A 15894-nucleotide genomic window follows, 5' to 3' on the forward strand; every position below is an offset into this window, starting at 1 on the left:
TCCAGGCAGGCTGGAAACCCCTATAAGGAGGCGGCATATGGGTAATGAGCACACTACTCGACCCTTGCAACAAGAGGTGACGGCTGTAGACGAGATCGTAGTTCCGGGGAAATTGCTCGTATTCGGGCTGCAGCATGTGCTGGTCATGTATGCCGGCGCCATCGCCGTCCCTATCTTGATCGGTACGGCCGCCAGGCTGCCTGCGGATCAGATTGCATTCCTGATCAGCGCCGATCTGTTCGTTTGCGGAGTGGCGTCCTTCATCCAGTCGGTCGGCATCTGGAAGTTCGGCATACGATTGCCATTGATGATGGGGGTCACGTTTGCGGCCGTGCCGCCCATGCTGGTGATGATCAACAATCCCGATATAGGACTTCAAGGGATGTTTGGAGCCATCATCGTCTCGGGCCTGGTCGCCATGCTGATGGCGCCCGTCGTCGGCCGCCTGGTGCGCTTGTTTCCGCCTGTCGTGACCGGCACCGTGATTACCGTGACCGGCCTTAACCTGATACCGGTGGGCGTCAATTGGATAGCGGGCAGGGGAGAGTCGGCGGGCAGCCTGTCGAACCTGGCGATCAGCGCCTTCGTTCTGGCGATCATCATCGTGATCACCAAGTATGCCCGTGGATTCTTGCGCAATATCGCGGTTCTGGTCGGCATTGCGGGCGGCTTCCTGGCATCGACCTCCCTGGGGCTGGTCGATTTCAGCCGTTTGGGCGATGCCGCTTGGCTTGCCATGATCACCCCTTTTCACTTCGGCCTGCCCACCTTTGACATCGGTTCCATTCTGGCGTTGTCCATCATCATGGTCGTGGTGATGATAGAGACCACGGGCATGATGCTGGCGGTGGCCGAGATGGTCGGTAAGAAAGTCGGTACCGAGGACGTGACGCGCGGCTTGCGCGTCGATGGCCTGGGCACGTTCATTGGCGGCATATTCAATACCTTTCCCTACGTGACCTATTCCCAGAATGTGGGTCTGGTGGGGGTGACCGGCGTCAAGAGCCGCTGGGTCTGCGCCTGCGCCGGCGTCATCATGGTTGTCCTGGCCTTGTTTCCCAAGCTGTCCATGTTGTTCGCACTGATTCCCCAGTCGGTGCTGGGCGGGGCGGGCATCGTCATGTTCGGCATGGTGGTCGCAACCGGCATCAATGTCCTGGCCGGGGTGGATTACAAGGGCATGAGCGGCCGCAACAATTTATTCATTGTCGCCGTCAGCGTCGTGATCGGCCTCATGCCCCTGGTCAATGGCAAGGTGTTCAGCCGCCTGCCGGAGTGGCTGTCGCCTTTCACGCATAGCGGGATCGTGCTGGCCGCCATCACCGCCCTGATTCTGAATCTGTATCTTAATGGTTATCCCAAACCGGCCGTTTCCCGTAGCGCTGCTGCAAGGCTGGCCGTGGAAGAGTAGGCCTGCGACGGCGAGCGGAAGCGCTTGCCGGCCCCTGGGAACGGCGTTTCACGCTTTTTCGGGCGCTCGCCCGGGGGGGCGACGGGCCTTGTCGTCGCCCTTCGCTTCGGCATGCGTACAGGCGCCTTCCAGGCTGTCCAGGATGGGGCAGTCAGGGCGATGGTCTCCATGGCATTGCTCGGCGAGCTGGCGCAGCTTGGCGGCCATGTCCAGCAATTGCGCCGCACGCGTTTCCAGATGCCGGATATGGGTCTGGGCCAATTGCTTGACCTCGCTGCTCGGGCGCCGGTGATTGCGCCAGAGGCTGGTCAGTTGCTGGATGTCCGTCAGGCTGAAGCCCAGATCCTTGGCGCGCACGATGAAGCGCAGCGTGTCCAGGTCTTGCGGCTGGTACATGCGATAGCCGTTGCCCGCCCGTTCGCTGCTGAGCAGCCCCAGCTCTTCGTAATGGCGGATCATTTTCGGGGTCAGGCCAGTCTCGCGCGCGGCTTCACTGATCAGCATGGGCTTCCTTCCGGCAGTCAAGCTCGACTGCGTTATGATTCAGACACGAATTGATCCATTGTAGAGCGCAGCTCCGCGGTGGTGAAGAACTCCGGCCTTTCACGCCGGGATTGTCGAATCGGGAGTGCATATGAAGGAAATTCAGTGTGACGTGGCGGTGATCGGCGCCGGCACGGCGGGCATGACGGCGTACCGGACGGCCAAGCGCGCCGGACAGAGGACCGTCCTGATCGAGTCGGGCCCCTACGGCACCATGTGCGCCCGTGTGGGCTGCATGCCCTCCAAGCTGCTGATCGCGGCGGCCGACGCCGCCCATGACGCGCGGCGCACGGCGCCGTTCGGCGTGCACGTCGACGGACCCGTGCGCGTCGACGGCGCGCAGGTCATGGAGCGGGTGCGCCGCGAGCGGGACCGCTTCGTGCAGTTCGTGGTGGACGACGTGGAAGGGTTCGACGCGCAGGACAAGCTGCGCGGCCGGGCGCGCTTCGTGTCCGACCATGTGCTGGAGGTGGACGACCATACCCGCGTCACGGCGCGCCGCATCATTGTGGCGGCCGGCTCCGAACCTGTGCGTCCCAAAGAGTTGGAGGCCTTGGGTTCATTGCTGATCAGCAATGAAGGCGTTTTCTACTGGAACGATCTGCCGCGCCGCGTGCTGGTGATCGGCGCCGGCGTGATTGGCCTGGAGCTGGGGCAGGCCCTGGCGCGCCTGGATGTGGACGTGGCCATCGTCGCCCGCAGCCAGAGCCTGGCGGGCTTGTCCGATCCTCAGGTGCGCGAGGCGGCCCGGGCCATCTGGACCCGGGAGTTGAACCTGCGCGCCGACGTGACGGTACTGGGCGGCGAGGTGGTCGACGGCAAGGCCCGGGTGCGGCTGCAGGTCGAAGGCCGCGAAGTGGTGGAGGAGTACGACTGCGTGCTGGCGGCCGCCGGCCGCCGCCCGCAACTGCAAGGCCTGGGCCTGGAGAATACCGGGGCGCAATGGGACGAGAAGGGGCGGCCCGTGTACGACGAGGCCACACTGCAGTTGAAGGGCACCCCCATCTATCTGGCGGGCGATGTGAACCAGCGTGCGCCCATCCTGCACGAGGCGGCCGACGACGGCCGGCTGGCCGCCCTGCAGGCGGCCGGTTCGGGCGACGCGGCGCCGGGGCCCCGCCGGGCGCCCATGGCAGTGATGTTCACCGACCCGCAGGTTGCAGTGATCGGCACGCCCTTCAAGGCCTTGCCGGAGGGCGCAGTGGTGGGGGCGGTCAGTTTCGCTAACCAGGGGCGCGCGCGCGTCATGCTGCGCAACCAGGGGCTGCTGCATGTGTATGCCGACCGCGAAGGCCGCTTCCTGGGCGCGGAGATGGTGGGGCCGGACGCCGAGCACATCGGCCATTTGCTGGCCTGGTCCTTGCAGATGGGCTTGAGCCTGGACCAGATGCTGGCCATGCCTTTCTATCATCCGGTGCTGCAGGAAGGCTTGCGCACCGCCTTGCGCCAGGCGCAGTCGGCCCTGAAGGCGCAGTGAGGGTCGCAGGTTTGTCCCGAAACAGGCGGCGTCATGCCGCCGTGGGTTCCTAGAGCAGGCGGCGCACGCCGTCTGCCAGCACTTCTACCGATTCGGTGTCGGGGGCGAGGAAACGGGCCTTGCCCTGGCGATCGAAGAAATACACGCCGCGGCTGTGGGCGACCTCGTAGTCGTCCGGCGTCTTGGGGTCGGGTTTCTCGATCTGGTAGGCGACGCGGTAGCGTCGAGCGAGATCGGCGATCTGCTTTTCCGTGCCGGTCAGGCCGATGGCGTGCTCGTCGAAGGCCTTGACGTAGCTTTCCAGCGATTCGGGCGTGTCGCGGTGCGGGTCGACGCTGACGAACAGGATGCGCACGTCCCGGGCCTGGGGGCCCAGGCTTTCCATGACGGCGGCCAATTGGGCCAGCGTGGTGGGGCACACGTCGGGGCAACTGGCGTAGCCGAAGAACAGCAGCACCACCTTGTCCTTGAAGTCGTCCTGGGTGACGGACTTGGGGCCGGCGGCCTGCAGGGAGAAGCGCAGGTCGGGCAGAAAACCGCGCACCGGGTGCAGGTTGGCGGCTGCGCTCGGACCCGCCAGCATGAAGCCCAGCAGCATTGTCAGGACAAGTCGTTTGAGCAGGACAAGGCGGGACTTCATGGGCGGTTCTCCAGTCGGGCGGGTTCTGGTCAGGCTGGTTCCGGGGTCAGCCCGCTGTGGCGCAGCAGGGCGGCGATGGAAGGGTCGCGGCCGCGGAAGGCGCGGAACGATTCGGCGGCGGGGCGCTCGCCGCCCACCGAAAGGACTTCGCGCCAGAAGCGATGGCCGGTATTGCTGTCCAGCGTATCGCGCGCACCGTCGGCGTGCACGTAGGCCTGCTCCTCGAAGGCCGAATAGGCGTCGGCCGACAGCACTTCCGCCCATTTGTAGCTGTAGTAGCCCGCGCCGTAGCCACCCGCGAACAGATGGGAGAACTGGTGCGGGAAGCGATGCCAGTCCGGCGGGAAGATCACGGCCACTTCCTGGCGCACCTGCTCCAGTATCTGCATGACGGCGGCAATGTCCAGGCCCGTATCGCGGGCGTGGATCAGCATGTCGAACAGGGAGAATTCCAGCTGGCGCACCATCTGCATGCCGCTCTGGAAATTGCGCGCGCGGCGCAGTTTCTCGTAGAGTTCGCGCGGCAGGTGCTCGCCGGTATCGGCGTGGGCCGTCAGCATCTGCACCACCGGCCATTCCCAGCAGAAGTTCTCCATGAACTGCGAAGGCAGCTCGATGGCGTCCCATTCCACGGCGGCGAAGGCCGAGGCGGCCGGGTCGTCCACGCGCGAGAGCAGGGCGTGCAGGGCGTGGCCCGATTCGTGGAACAGGGTGATGACATCGTCGTGCGTGAGCAGGGCGGGGCGGCCGGACTGCGGCTCGGCGAAATTGCACACCAGGTAGGCGATGGGCAGGCACAGGTGCTCGCCCAGGCGGCGCCGGCTGCGTTCGCTGTCGACCCAGGCCCCGCCTTGCTTGCCCTGGCGGGCGTGCAGGTCCATGTACAGGTAGCCCAGCGTCTTGCCGTCCGAGCCGCAGACCTCGAAGGCGCGCACGGCAGGATGCCAGACGGGCGCGGTGGTGGGGCGCAGCGTGACGTCGAACAGGCGCTGGATGACCTGGAACAGGCCTTTGAGCACCGCCGGTTCGGTGAAATATTGTTTGACTTCGTCTTCCGAGTACACGTAGCGCTGTTCGCGCAGCCGCTCCGAGCAATAGGCCACGTCCCAGGGCTGCAGGGCGGCCAGTCCCAGTTCCTGGCGGGCGAATTCCTGCAGCTCGGCCAGATCCTGGCGGGCATAGGGGCGCGCCTTGGCGGCCAGGTCGCGCAGAAAGCCCAGCACCTGTTCCGGCGTGTCGGCCATGCGGGTTTCCAGGCGCATGTGGGCGTAGCTGGCAAAGCCCAGCAGGCCGGCTTCCTCGGCGCGCAGGCGCAGGAGGGTCTCGATGGCCCGGGAGTTGTCGAATTGGGGATCGCCCTGTTCCGAGGCGACCGTGGTGTAGGCGCGGTACAGGAGCTCGCGCAGATCCTGGTTGCGCGCATACTGCATCACGGGCAGGTAGCAGGGCATCTTCAGGGTCAGGCGCCAGCCTTGCTGGCCGTTTTCCTGCGCGGCCCGGGCAGCGGCGGCCAGCACGTCCGCGGGCACGCCTTCCAGTTCTTTTTCGTCGGTGACCAGGTAGTGCCATTGGTCGATGGCGTCCAGCACATGTTCAGAGAATTGTTGCGAGGTCTGGGCCAGCTCTTCGGAAATGCGGGCGTAGTCCTCGCGGGCCTGGCCCTGCAGTTCCACGCCGCTCAGTCGGAAGTCCCGCAGCGCCAGGGCGACGATGCGCTGGCGCTGGGGGCTGAGCCCGGCGAAGGCCGGGCTGTCGGCCAGCGCCTGGTAGCGCAGGAACAGCTGGCGGTTCAGGCCCACCCAGGTGGAGAACTCGCTCATGCGCGGCAGGCAGTTGTTGTAGGCTTCGCGCAGCTCGGGCGTGTTGATCACGGAGTTCAGGTGCCCGGCGACCGACCAGGCCCGGTACAGCGTTTCCGTGGCGTCGGTGAGCGGTTCGACGACGGTCGCCCAGCTGGGTTCGCGATCGTCGCTCGACACGGTTTCCACGGCTTGCCGGGCCTGGGCCAGGAGCTGGTCTACGGCCTGCTCCACGTGCTCGGGCCGGATGGCGGGGTAATCAATGAGGCTGTCGATAGCGACCAGCAGGGGATTCGTCGTCATAGGGCTATAAATCAGTGGGTGATGCCGGCCGTGCGTTCGGCCGCTTCCAGGGTGTTCACGAGCAGCATGGCGATGGTCATGGGACCGACGCCGCCGGGCACCGGCGTGATGGCCGAGGCCACGGCGCTGGCGCTGGCGAAGTCCACGTCGCCGCACAGCTTGCCGTCCGCGCCGCGATTGATGCCCACGTCGATGACGACGGCGCCCGGCTTGACCATGTCGCCGGTGATGATCCCGGGACGGCCCACGGCCGCCACCAGCACGTCGGCGCGGCGCGTCTGCGCGGCCAGGTCGCGGGTCTTGGAGTTGCACAGCGTGACGGTGGCGCCGGCGGCCAGCAGCAGCAGGGCCATGGGCTTGCCCACGATGTTGCTGGCGCCCACCACCACGGCTTCGGCGCCGCGCAGGTTCACGCCTTCGGATTCCAGCATCTTCATGACGCCGTAGGGCGTGCAGGGGCGGAACAGGGGCTTGCCGGTCAGCAGCAGGCCGGCGTTGCTGATGTGAAAGCCGTCCACGTCCTTTTCAGGCGCGATGGCTTCGATGACCTTGTGCTCGTCCATGTGGCCGGGCAGGGGAAGCTGAACCAGAATGCCGTGCACGCCGTCGTCCTGGTTCAGGCGCGCGATCAGGGCGAGCAGTTCGGATTCGGACGTGTCGGCGGGCAGGCGGATCAGGTCCGACTTCAGGCCGGCGGCCTCGCAGGCCAGGGACTTGTTGCGTACATAGACCTGGGAGGCGGGATCTTCGCCGACCAGGACCACGGTCAGGCCGGGCTGCAGGCCTTCCTGCTTGAGTTCGGCCACGCGGGCGGCCACTTCAGCCTTGATCCGGGCGGACAGGGCTTTTCCATCGATGATGCGAGCACTCATTTACGCTTCCTCGGACTTGGCAAGGGCGATTTTCATGAGGTCGGCGACTGTGGTGACTTCCAGTTTTTCCATGATGTTGGCGCGATGCGCTTCGACAGTTTTGATGCTGATGTTCAGGTCCCCGGCGATCTGCTTGTTCAGGCGGCCCGCCACGATGCGCTCGAGCACCTGTTGTTCGCGGGCCGTCAGGCGGCCGAGGATCTCCTGCTGGTCTTTCTGGGCCTGGGCCTGCGAGGCGCGGGCCGTGGCCTGTTCTATCATGCGGCCCACGATGGTGCGCAGGTCGGCTTCTTTGAAGGGTTTCTCCAGGAAGTCGATGGCGCCTTTCTTCATGGTGCTGACGGCCATGGGCACGTCGCCGTGTCCGGTGATGAACACGATCGGTATGGTGGCCTTGCGGGCGATCAGGGTTTCCTGGAGCTCCAGGCCGCTCATGCCGGGCATGCGCACATCGACAATCAGGACCGCGACCTGGGAAGGGTCGTAGGCGCTCAGGAATTCCTCGCCGGACGCAAAGCAGCGCACGCGATAGCCATTGGCCTCCAGAAGCCAGCGCAGGGAGTCGCGCACGGCTTCGTCATCGTCAACCACATAGATGGTGCATGGCGTCTGAGGGCTGGTCATTCGGTTATCTCCAGTTTGTTATCAATGGTGTCCGGTACATCCGGCGCTGCACAGGGAAGGCTGAAACGGAAGATCGTTCCGCCTTCGGGATTCGGGCTCGCCCAGAGGCGGCCGTGATGCGATTCAATAATGGTACGGCAGATGTTCAGGCCCATCCCCAGGCCTTCGGACTTGGTGCTGTAGAAAGGCTCGAACAGGCGCTCGGGATCCTTCAGTCCATGGCCGCGGTCGATCACGGCCATTTCCAAAAGCGATTCCTGCTGGCTGATGACCAGCTTGAGCACGTGGTGCTCGCTGTGTTCCATGGCTTCGATGCCGTTCTTGAGCAGATTCAATAATACCTGTTCTATAAGAATGGGGTCGGCGATGACATCCGGCAAGGGGTCTGGAATAGTAAGGTCTATATCGATCTGGCGCTTGCGGGCGTCGATCTCGGCAAAGCCCACCGCGTTCTCCACGATGCGCATCACGCCCACGCGCTGGCGGCGCGGCTCGCTGCGTTTGACGAATTCGCGGATGCGGCTGATGATCTTGCCGGCCCGCTCGGCCTGCTGGGCGGCTTTTTCCAGGGCGGCGAGCAGGGTCTCGGGCTGGTAGCGCCCGGACTTGAGCATGGCCACGGCGCCCATGCTGTAGTTGCTGATGGCCGTCAGGGGCTGGTTCAGCTCGTGGGCCAGCGAGGAGGCCATCTCGCCCATGGTGGTCAGGCGGCTGGTCAGCTGGACCTTTTCCTGCTGTATGCGCGAGGCTTCCTCGTGCTTGCGCCTGTCGGTGATGTCGCGCGCCACCTGCAGGCGCACGCGGCGTCCGTCCGTCCAGGCCGGCATGCTGTGATGCACTTCGAACCAGCGCGCCGCCGATTCGGAATAGATTTCCACGGTTTCGTCGGTGAAGCGGCCCAGGCGCCCGCCCAGCAGTTCCGCGTGGCCGTTGGACTGCGCCCCGAAGAAGCGCCGGTAGGTGCGGTTGGCGAACAGCAGCTCCAGGCCCTCGGAGGTGTCGGCCACCACGGAGATGGCGTCGTCCAGGCCTTCGAGCACGGTCATGAAGCGCTCGTGCGCGGCCGTCAGGGCCTCGCGGATGCGCTTGGGTTCGGTGATGTCCGTCATGGAGGTCATCCAGCCTATCTGCTCGCCGTTGGGCGCGCGCAGCGGCGAGACGTACATGCGGGCGGTGAAGCGCGAGCCGTCGCGCCGCTGGGCCTCCACTTCCAGGCCGCTGCTGGGCGTGCGCCCCGACAGCAGCAGGTCCAGGGTCTCCTGGTGCTGCTGGTGGCGGCCCGGCAGCCAGTAGGGGAAGGGCGCGGTGCGCCCGACCAGGTCGGCCTCGTTCCATCCGATCATGCGGCAGAAGGCCGGGTTCACGTAGGCGATGCGCCCTTGCATGTCGAACACCCGCATGCCGGTGGACATGGAGTTCTCCATGGCGCGCCGGAACCCGGTCTCGGCGATCTGGGCGGCCTCGGCGCGGGTGCGAAAGCGCGTATAGCGCCACAGGGCCAGCAGGCTGACCACGATGACCAGGGACAGGGCGATGATGACCATCATGAGCCGCTGCTGACGGGTCTCCTGGTCGATGGTCACGAACATGACGCTGTCGTTCTGCAGGCGCTGCAGCCACACGAACACGCCCATGACGCAGAGATAGAGAAACAGCACGACCACCGGCGTCAGCCAATAGAAGCCGCGGCGGCTCTGCCTGGGCCGGTCGTAGAAGGTCGTCGGAATCAGGGACTTTTTGGGATGGTTGGCCACGACTGCATCAATGTTGTTGTGCGTGAATTGTAATGTAGCGCTATTTTCCTTGGTGATATTTCACATTATAAAAACTCATACCATAAAATGAAATTTTGCTTGAGCCTTTGGATGTTCTTTCCTAGAATGGCCTCGATGCAGGAGTATAGCGCCTTCACCGCTCACGGTCCGCAGTCATAAGCTTCGTTACCAACGCTTTGGCCTATCACGTGTTCAGCGTTGTGGAAGTCCGGACTCATACCCCATATACGGAGACACTATATGTCCTCAACTCAAGACAATAGTTCGGCCCACGTCAATCAAGACCAAGCCTTGGAAACAAAAGAGTGGCTCGAGGCCCTGGAAGCGGTCGTGGACCGTGAAGGCCCTGCGCGCGCCCATGACCTGATCGAAAAGCTGATCGACCTGGCGCGCCGCTCGGGCGCCCACATCCCGTTCTCGCCCAACACGGCCTACGTCAACACCATTCCTCCCGGCCTGGAGCCTCCGCACCCCGGCAACCTGGAACTGGAAGAGCGCATCCGCTCCTACATCCGCTGGAACGCCATGGCCATGGTCGTGCGCGCCAACCGCGAAACGCCGCCCGACGGCGGCGGCCTGGGCGGCCACATCGCCTCCTTCGCCTCGCTGGCCACCATGATAGGCTGCGGCCAGAACCACTTCTGGCACGCCGAATCCCAAGACCACGGCGGCGACCTGGTGTTCTTCCAGGGTCACTCCTCGCCGGGCATGTACGCCCGCGCCTTCATGGAAGGCCGCATCTCCGAAGACCAGTTGAACAACTTCCGCCAGGAAGTCGACGGCAAGGGCCTGCCTTCCTATCCGCATCCCAAGCTGATGCCCGAGTTCTGGCAGTTCCCCACCGTGTCCATGGGCCTGGGCCCGCTGATGGCCATCTACCAGGCCCGCTTCCTGAAGTACCTGCACGCCCGCGGCATCGCCGATACCAGCGGCCGCAAGGTCTGGGTGTTCCTGGGCGACGGCGAGATGGACGAACCCGAATCCCTGGGCGCCATCGGTCTGGCCGCACGCGAGAAGCTGGACAACCTGATCTTCATCGTCAACTGCAACCTGCAGCGTCTGGACGGTCCCGTGCGCGGCAACGGCAAGATCATCCAGGAACTGGAAGGCACCTTCCGCGGCGCCGGCTGGAACGTGATCAAGCTGATCTGGGGCGGCTACTGGGATCCGCTGCTGGCCCGCGACAAGGAAGGCATCCTGCGCCGCGTCATGGAAGAGACCGTTGACGGCGAATACCAGGCCTACAAGGCCAACGACGGTGCCTACGTGCGCGAGCACTTCTTCGGCAAGCATCCCAAGCTGCTGGAGATGGTCAGCCGCATGAGCGACGAGGACATCTGGCGCTTGAACCGCGGCGGCCACGATCCTCACAAAGTGTATGCCGCCTTCGATGCCGCCACCAAGCACGAGGGCCAGCCCACCGTCATCCTGGCCAAGACCATCAAGGGCTACGGCATGGGCCACGTCGGCCAGGCCAAGAACCCCTCCCACCAGCAAAAGAGCCTGGATCTGGATGCCGTGCGCGAATTCCGCGACCGCTTCAACATCCCCGTGCCCGACGACAAGCTGGAAGAGCTGCCATACTTCAAGCCGGCCGAAGATTCGCCTGAAATGCAGTACCTGCACGCCCGCCGCAAGGCGCTGGGCGGCTACCTGCCCAAGCGCCGCACCAAGGCCGACGAGCAGCTGACGGTGCCCGCGCTGGACGCGTTCAAGCCCATCCTGGAAGCCACGGCGGAAGGCCGCGAGATCTCCACCACCCAGGCTTTCGTGCGCTTCCTGAACACCTTGCTGCGCGACAAGCAGGTCGGTCCGCGCGCCGTGCCCATCCTGGCCGACGAGTCCCGCACCTTCGGCATGGAAGGCCTGTTCCGCCAGATCGGCATCTATGCGCCCGAAGGCCAGAAGTACGTGCCGGTCGACAAGGACCAGGTGATGTACTACCGCGAGACGGCCAACGGCCAGCTGCTGCAGGAAGGCATCAACGAACAGGGCGCCTTCAGCTCCTGGATCGCCGCGGCCACGTCGTACTCGAACAACAACCGCATCATGATCCCGTTCTTCATCTATTACTCGATGTTCGGGTTCCAGCGCTTCGGCGACCTGGCCTGGGCGGCGGGCGACATGAAGGCGCGCGGTTTCGTGCTGGGCGGCACCGCCGGCCGCACCACGCTGAACGGCGAAGGCCTGCAGCACGAAGACGGCCACAGCCACATCCAGTCCTCGCTGATCCCCAACTGCGTGTCCTACGACCCCACCTTCGCCCACGAAGTGGCTGTGATCATGCAGAACGGCCTCAAGCGCATGGTCGAAGACCAGGAAGACGTGTACTACTACGTCACCCTGATGAACGAGAACTACCCGCAGCCCGGCCTGGTCGAGGGCGACGAGGAAGGCATTCTGCGCGGCATGTACAAGTTCAAGTCCGCCGGCGAAGGCAGCAAGCTGCGCGTCCAGCTGATGGGTTCGGGCACGATCCTGCGCGAAGTCATCGCTGCCCAGGAACTGCTGGAAAAGGATTGGGGCATCGGCTCGGACGTCTGGAGCGTCACCAGCTTCACCGAGCTGCGCCGCGACGGCCTGGACTGCGAGCGCACCGCGCTGCTCAATCCCGAAGGCAAGGACCTGCCCGTGCCTTACGTCACCGCCAAACTGCAGGGCACCGAGGGCCCCATCGTGGTCTCCACCGACTACGTCAAGGCGTTCGGCGACCAGATCCGTCCGTTCGTTCCCAAGGATCGCACCTTCAAGGTGCTGGGCACCGATGGCTTCGGCCGCTCGGACTTCCGCTCCAAGCTGCGTGAGCACTTCGAGGTCAACCGTCACTTCGTGGTCCTGGCCGCGCTGCGCGCCCTGGCCGAAGAAGGCAAGATCCCATTCAGCAAGGCTTCCGAAGCGATCGCCAAGTATGGCATCAATCCTGCCAAGGCCAACCCGCACCACGCATAAGGGACTGCACCATGAGCAATATCATTCAAGTCAAAATCCCGGACATCGGTGCTGAGGACGAAGTCGACGTCATCGAGATCCTGGTCAACGAAGGCGACACCATCGAGGTCGAGCAGAGCCTGATCACTGTGGAATCCGACAAGGCTTCCATGGAAATCCCGTCCTCGCACGCCGGCGTGGTCAAGGCTATCAAGGTCAAGCTGGGTGACAAGGTCAAGGAAGGCAGCGTCGTCCTGGACCTGGAGACGGCCGACGCGGCGCAAGCCGCTCCCGCCGCCGAGCCTGCCAAGGCCGCCGAACCCGCTAAGGCCGAGTCCGCCAAGGCCGAGCCTGCCGCTGCGGCGGCGCCGGCAGCGGCTCCGGCCGCCGCGGGCGGCGAGCAGAAAGTCACCGTTCAGGTGCCCGACATCGGCGACGCCCGCGACGTGGACGTGATCGAGATCATGGTCAATGTGGGCGACACCATCGAAGTCGACCAGAGCCTGATCACCGTGGAGTCCGACAAGGCCTCCATGGAAGTGCCTTCGTCGCATGCCGGCGTGGTCACCGCCATCAAAGTCAAGCTGGGCGACAAGGTCAGCCAGGGCAGCGACATCCTGGAACTGACGGTCCAGGGCGCCGCTCCCGCGGCCGCGCCTGCCAAGCAGGAACAACCCGCTCGCCCGCACCCCCCCGCCCCGGCCCCCGCCGCCCCCGCCGCCTCCTCCTCGTCCGTGGTGACGGGCGCCGGCGCGCCCGCCCCGGCGCGCGTGTCCCCGACCGCCTCCTATGCCGAGGCCGACGTGCCGCTGCGCAACCTGCCTCACGCTTCCCCCAGCGTGCGCAAGTTCGCCCGTGAACTGGGCGTGGACCTGAGCCGCGTCCACGGTTCGGGCGACAAGGGCCGCATCACGGCCGATGACGTGCGCACCTTCGTCAAGCAGGCCCTGGCGGGCGGCGCCGCCCCTGTCACGGCCGCCGGCACCGCCGCCCAGGTGGGCGGCCTGGACGTGCTGGCCTGGCCCAAGGTGGACTTCGCCAAGTTCGGTCCCGTGGAAGCCAAGCCGCTGTCGCGCATCAAGAAGATCTCCGGAGCCAACCTGCATCGCAACTGGGTCATGATCCCGCACGTCACCAACAACGACGTGGCCGACATCACCTCGCTGGAGGCGCTGCGCAAGGAGCTGAACGAGGAATACAAGAAGTCCGGCGCCCGCGTCACGATGCTGGCCTTCGTGATCAAGGCCGCCGTGGCCGCGCTCAAGAAGTTCCCCGAGTTCAACGCCTCGCTGGATGGCGACAATCTGGTGCTCAAGCAGTACTACCACATCGGTTTTGCCGCTGACACGCCCAACGGCCTGGTCGTGCCCGTGATCCGCGACGCCGACAAGAAGGGCATCCTGGACATCGCCCGCGAAACCGGCGAACTGGCCGCCGCGGCCCGCGACGGCAAGCTGACCGCCGCCCAGAGGCGAGGCGGCTGCTTCACGATCTCGTCCCTGGGCGTCATCGGCGGCACCGACTTCACCCCCATCATCAACGCTCCCGAAGTGGCGATCCTGGGCCTGTCGCGCTCGAGCATGCAGCCCGTCTGGAACGGCAAGGAATTCGAGCCGCGCCTGATGTTGCCCCTGTCGCTGTCCTACGACCACCGCGTCATCGACGGCGCCGCCGCCGCCCGCTTCAATGCCTTCCTGGCAACGATGCTGGCCGACTTCCGCCGCATCGCGCTGTAAGGAGCTGCCATGAGTCTGATTGATCTGATCGTACCGGACATCGGCGACTTCGGCGAAGTCGACGTCATCGAAGTCCTCGTGCAGGTGGGCGACACCATCGAAGCCGAGCAAAGCCTGATCACCGTGGAGTCCGACAAGGCCTCCATGGAAATCCCCGCCTCGCAGGGCGGCGTGGTCAAGGAAGTGCTGGTCAAGGTGGGCGACAAGGTCGCCCAGGGCACGGCCATCGCGAAGGTGGAAGCGAGCGCCGATGCCGCGCAAGCCGCCGCGCCGGCCGCCGCGTCCGCCGCCAAGCAGGACGGCGCCAAGGCGGCTGCCGCTCCTGCCGCTGCAGCGCCCGCCCCGCAGGCCGCCAGCCACCAGGGCGGCTCGGACGACACCGTGGACGTGGTCGTGCTGGGCGCAGGCCCCGGCGGCTACAACGCGGCCTTCCGCGCCGCGGACCTGGGCCTGAAGGTGGCCCTGGTCGAGCGCTACGACACGCTGGGCGGGGTCTGCCTGAACGTGGGCTGCATTCCCTCCAAGGCGCTGCTGCACACCGTGGCCGTCTACGAGGAAGCCAAGTCCCTGGCGACGCACGGCATCAAGTTCGGCGAAGCCGAGATCGACATCGATGCGCTGCGCGACTACAAGAACAAGGTCATCGGCAAGTTGACCGGCGGCCTGGCCGGCATGGCCAAGGGCCGGAAAGTGCAGGTGGTGGTCGGCAACGGCCAGTTCCTGGACCCGAACCACATCGAAGTGACCGCCAAGGACGGCGCCAGGAAAGTGATCAAGTTCGGTTCGGCCATCATCGCCGCGGGCAGCCAGTCCGTGAAGCTGCCGTTCCTGCCCGATGATCCTCGCGTGGTGGATTCCACCGGCGCGCTGGAACTGAAATTCGTCCCCAAGCGCATGCTGATCGTGGGCGGCGGCATCATCGGCCTGGAAATGGGCACGGTGTACTCGGCCCTGGGCGCGCGCCTGGACGTGGTGGAGATGCAGACGGGCCTGATGCCCGGCGCGGACCGCGACGTGGTCAAGGTGTGGGAGAAGATGAACAAGCATCGCTTCGACCACATGATGCTGGAAACCCGCACCGTCAGCGCGGAAGCCCGCGAAGACGGCATCTGGGTGACCTTCGAGGGCAAAAACGCCCCGGCCGAGCCGCAGCGCTACGACCTGGTCCTGCAAGCCGTGGGCCGCTCGCCCAACGGCAAGAAGATCGGCGCTGAGAAAGCGGGCGTGCAGGTCACCGACCGCGGCTTCATCGAAGTGGACAAGCAGCAGCGCACCAATGTGCCGCACATCTACGCCATTGGCGACATCGTGGGCCAGCCCATGCTGGCGCACAAGGCCGAACATGAGGCGCACGTGGCTGCCGAAGTCATCGCCGGCCAGAAGGCCTTTTTCGACGCCCGTGTGATTCCATCGGTGGCCTATACCGATCCGGAAATCGCCTGGGTGGGGCTGACCGAAGAGCAGGCCAAGAAAGATGGCATCAAGGTCGAGAAGGGCGTGTTCCCCTGGGCCGCTTCGGGTCGTGCGATCGCCAACAACCGCGACGAGGGCTTCACCAAGGTGCTGTTCGATGCCGAAACGCATCGCATCCTGGGCGGCGGCATCGTGGGCACCAACGCCGGCGAGCTGATCGGCGAGCTGGTGCTGGCCATCGAGATGGGCGTGGATCCCGTGGATCTGGCCAAGTCCATCCATCCGCACCCCACTTTATGCGAGTCGGTCAGCAAGGCCGCCGCCGTGGCCGAAGGCACGTGCACGGACTTGCCTCCCGCGCGTCGCAAGTAAT

General features: G+C 65.3%; 11 protein-coding genes. 5 read left to right on the forward strand and 6 right to left on the reverse strand.

Going from position 1 to position 15894, the window contains the following annotated elements:
• Window positions 1–37 precede the first annotated feature (37 nt).
• The gene (locus ACWPWO_RS17385) at window positions 38–1411 is read left to right on the forward strand and encodes a nucleobase:cation symporter-2 family protein (protein WP_454007656.1); all 1374 of its coding nucleotides are present in this window, start codon (window positions 38–40) and stop codon (window positions 1409–1411) included.
• Window positions 1412–1459: 48 nt separating this feature from the next.
• Here the strand turns inward: ACWPWO_RS17385 and ACWPWO_RS17390 are convergent, their stop codons facing one another.
• Window positions 1460–1915: a MerR family transcriptional regulator gene (locus ACWPWO_RS17390; RefSeq protein ID WP_394059895.1), complete on the reverse strand. Its 456-nt coding sequence runs from the start codon at window positions 1913–1915 to the stop codon at window positions 1460–1462.
• Window positions 1916–2045: 130 nt separating this feature from the next.
• Between ACWPWO_RS17390 and ACWPWO_RS17395 the strand changes: the two genes are divergently transcribed.
• Window positions 2046–3431, forward strand: a complete 1386-nt coding sequence (locus tag ACWPWO_RS17395) for a dihydrolipoyl dehydrogenase (protein WP_454007657.1) — start codon at window positions 2046–2048, stop codon at window positions 3429–3431.
• A 49-nt stretch (window positions 3432–3480) separates the two neighbouring features.
• On the opposite strand, the gene ACWPWO_RS17400 is transcribed toward ACWPWO_RS17395, so the two are convergent.
• From ACWPWO_RS17400 to ACWPWO_RS17420, 5 genes are read right to left on the reverse strand one after another with little or no spacing between them, the layout of a single operon-like run.
• A complete protein-coding gene (locus tag ACWPWO_RS17400) occupies window positions 3481–4071 on the reverse strand; it encodes an SCO family protein (protein WP_454007658.1) in 591 nt (196 codons plus the stop codon).
• 29 nt (window positions 4072–4100) lie between these two features.
• Window positions 4101–6173 carry a M3 family metallopeptidase gene (locus tag ACWPWO_RS17405; protein ID WP_454007659.1) on the reverse strand — a complete coding sequence of 691 codons (2073 nt, stop codon included), beginning with the start codon at window positions 6171–6173 and terminating at the stop codon, window positions 4101–4103.
• Window positions 6174–6184: 11 nt separating this feature from the next.
• Entirely contained in the window at window positions 6185–7045 is an 861-nt protein-coding gene (gene folD / locus ACWPWO_RS17410) for a bifunctional methylenetetrahydrofolate dehydrogenase/methenyltetrahydrofolate cyclohydrolase FolD (protein ID WP_394059887.1), read from the reverse strand.
• Window positions 7046–7669, reverse strand: a complete 624-nt coding sequence (locus tag ACWPWO_RS17415; RefSeq protein ID WP_454007660.1) for a response regulator transcription factor — start codon at window positions 7667–7669, stop codon at window positions 7046–7048. It abuts the gene before it with no gap.
• Window positions 7666–9423, reverse strand: coding sequence for a PAS domain-containing sensor histidine kinase (locus ACWPWO_RS17420; RefSeq protein ID WP_454007661.1), 1758 nt, complete (start codon window positions 9421–9423; stop codon window positions 7666–7668). Before ACWPWO_RS17420 ends, ACWPWO_RS17415 begins: the two co-directional genes overlap by 4 nt.
• A 261-nt stretch (window positions 9424–9684) precedes the next feature.
• Between ACWPWO_RS17420 and aceE the strand changes: the two genes are divergently transcribed.
• Genes aceE through lpdA form a run of 3 tightly spaced genes read left to right on the forward strand, consistent with a single transcriptional unit; the run spans window position 9685 to window position 15893 of the window.
• Window positions 9685–12393, forward strand: coding sequence for a pyruvate dehydrogenase (acetyl-transferring), homodimeric type (gene aceE / locus ACWPWO_RS17425; protein WP_394059881.1), 2709 nt, complete (start codon window positions 9685–9687; stop codon window positions 12391–12393).
• Window positions 12394–12404: 11 nt separating this feature from the next.
• On the forward strand, window positions 12405–14108 hold the full coding sequence (gene aceF / locus ACWPWO_RS17430) for a dihydrolipoyllysine-residue acetyltransferase (RefSeq protein WP_454007662.1): 1704 nt from the start codon (window positions 12405–12407) through the stop codon (window positions 14106–14108).
• A 9-nt stretch (window positions 14109–14117) separates the two neighbouring features.
• Window positions 14118–15893: a dihydrolipoyl dehydrogenase gene (gene lpdA, locus ACWPWO_RS17435; RefSeq protein WP_454007663.1), complete on the forward strand. Its 1776-nt coding sequence runs from the start codon at window positions 14118–14120 to the stop codon at window positions 15891–15893.
• The last annotated feature ends 1 nt before the right edge of the window (window position 15894 follow it).

Source organism: Alcaligenes sp. Marseille-Q7550, assembly GCF_965112015.1.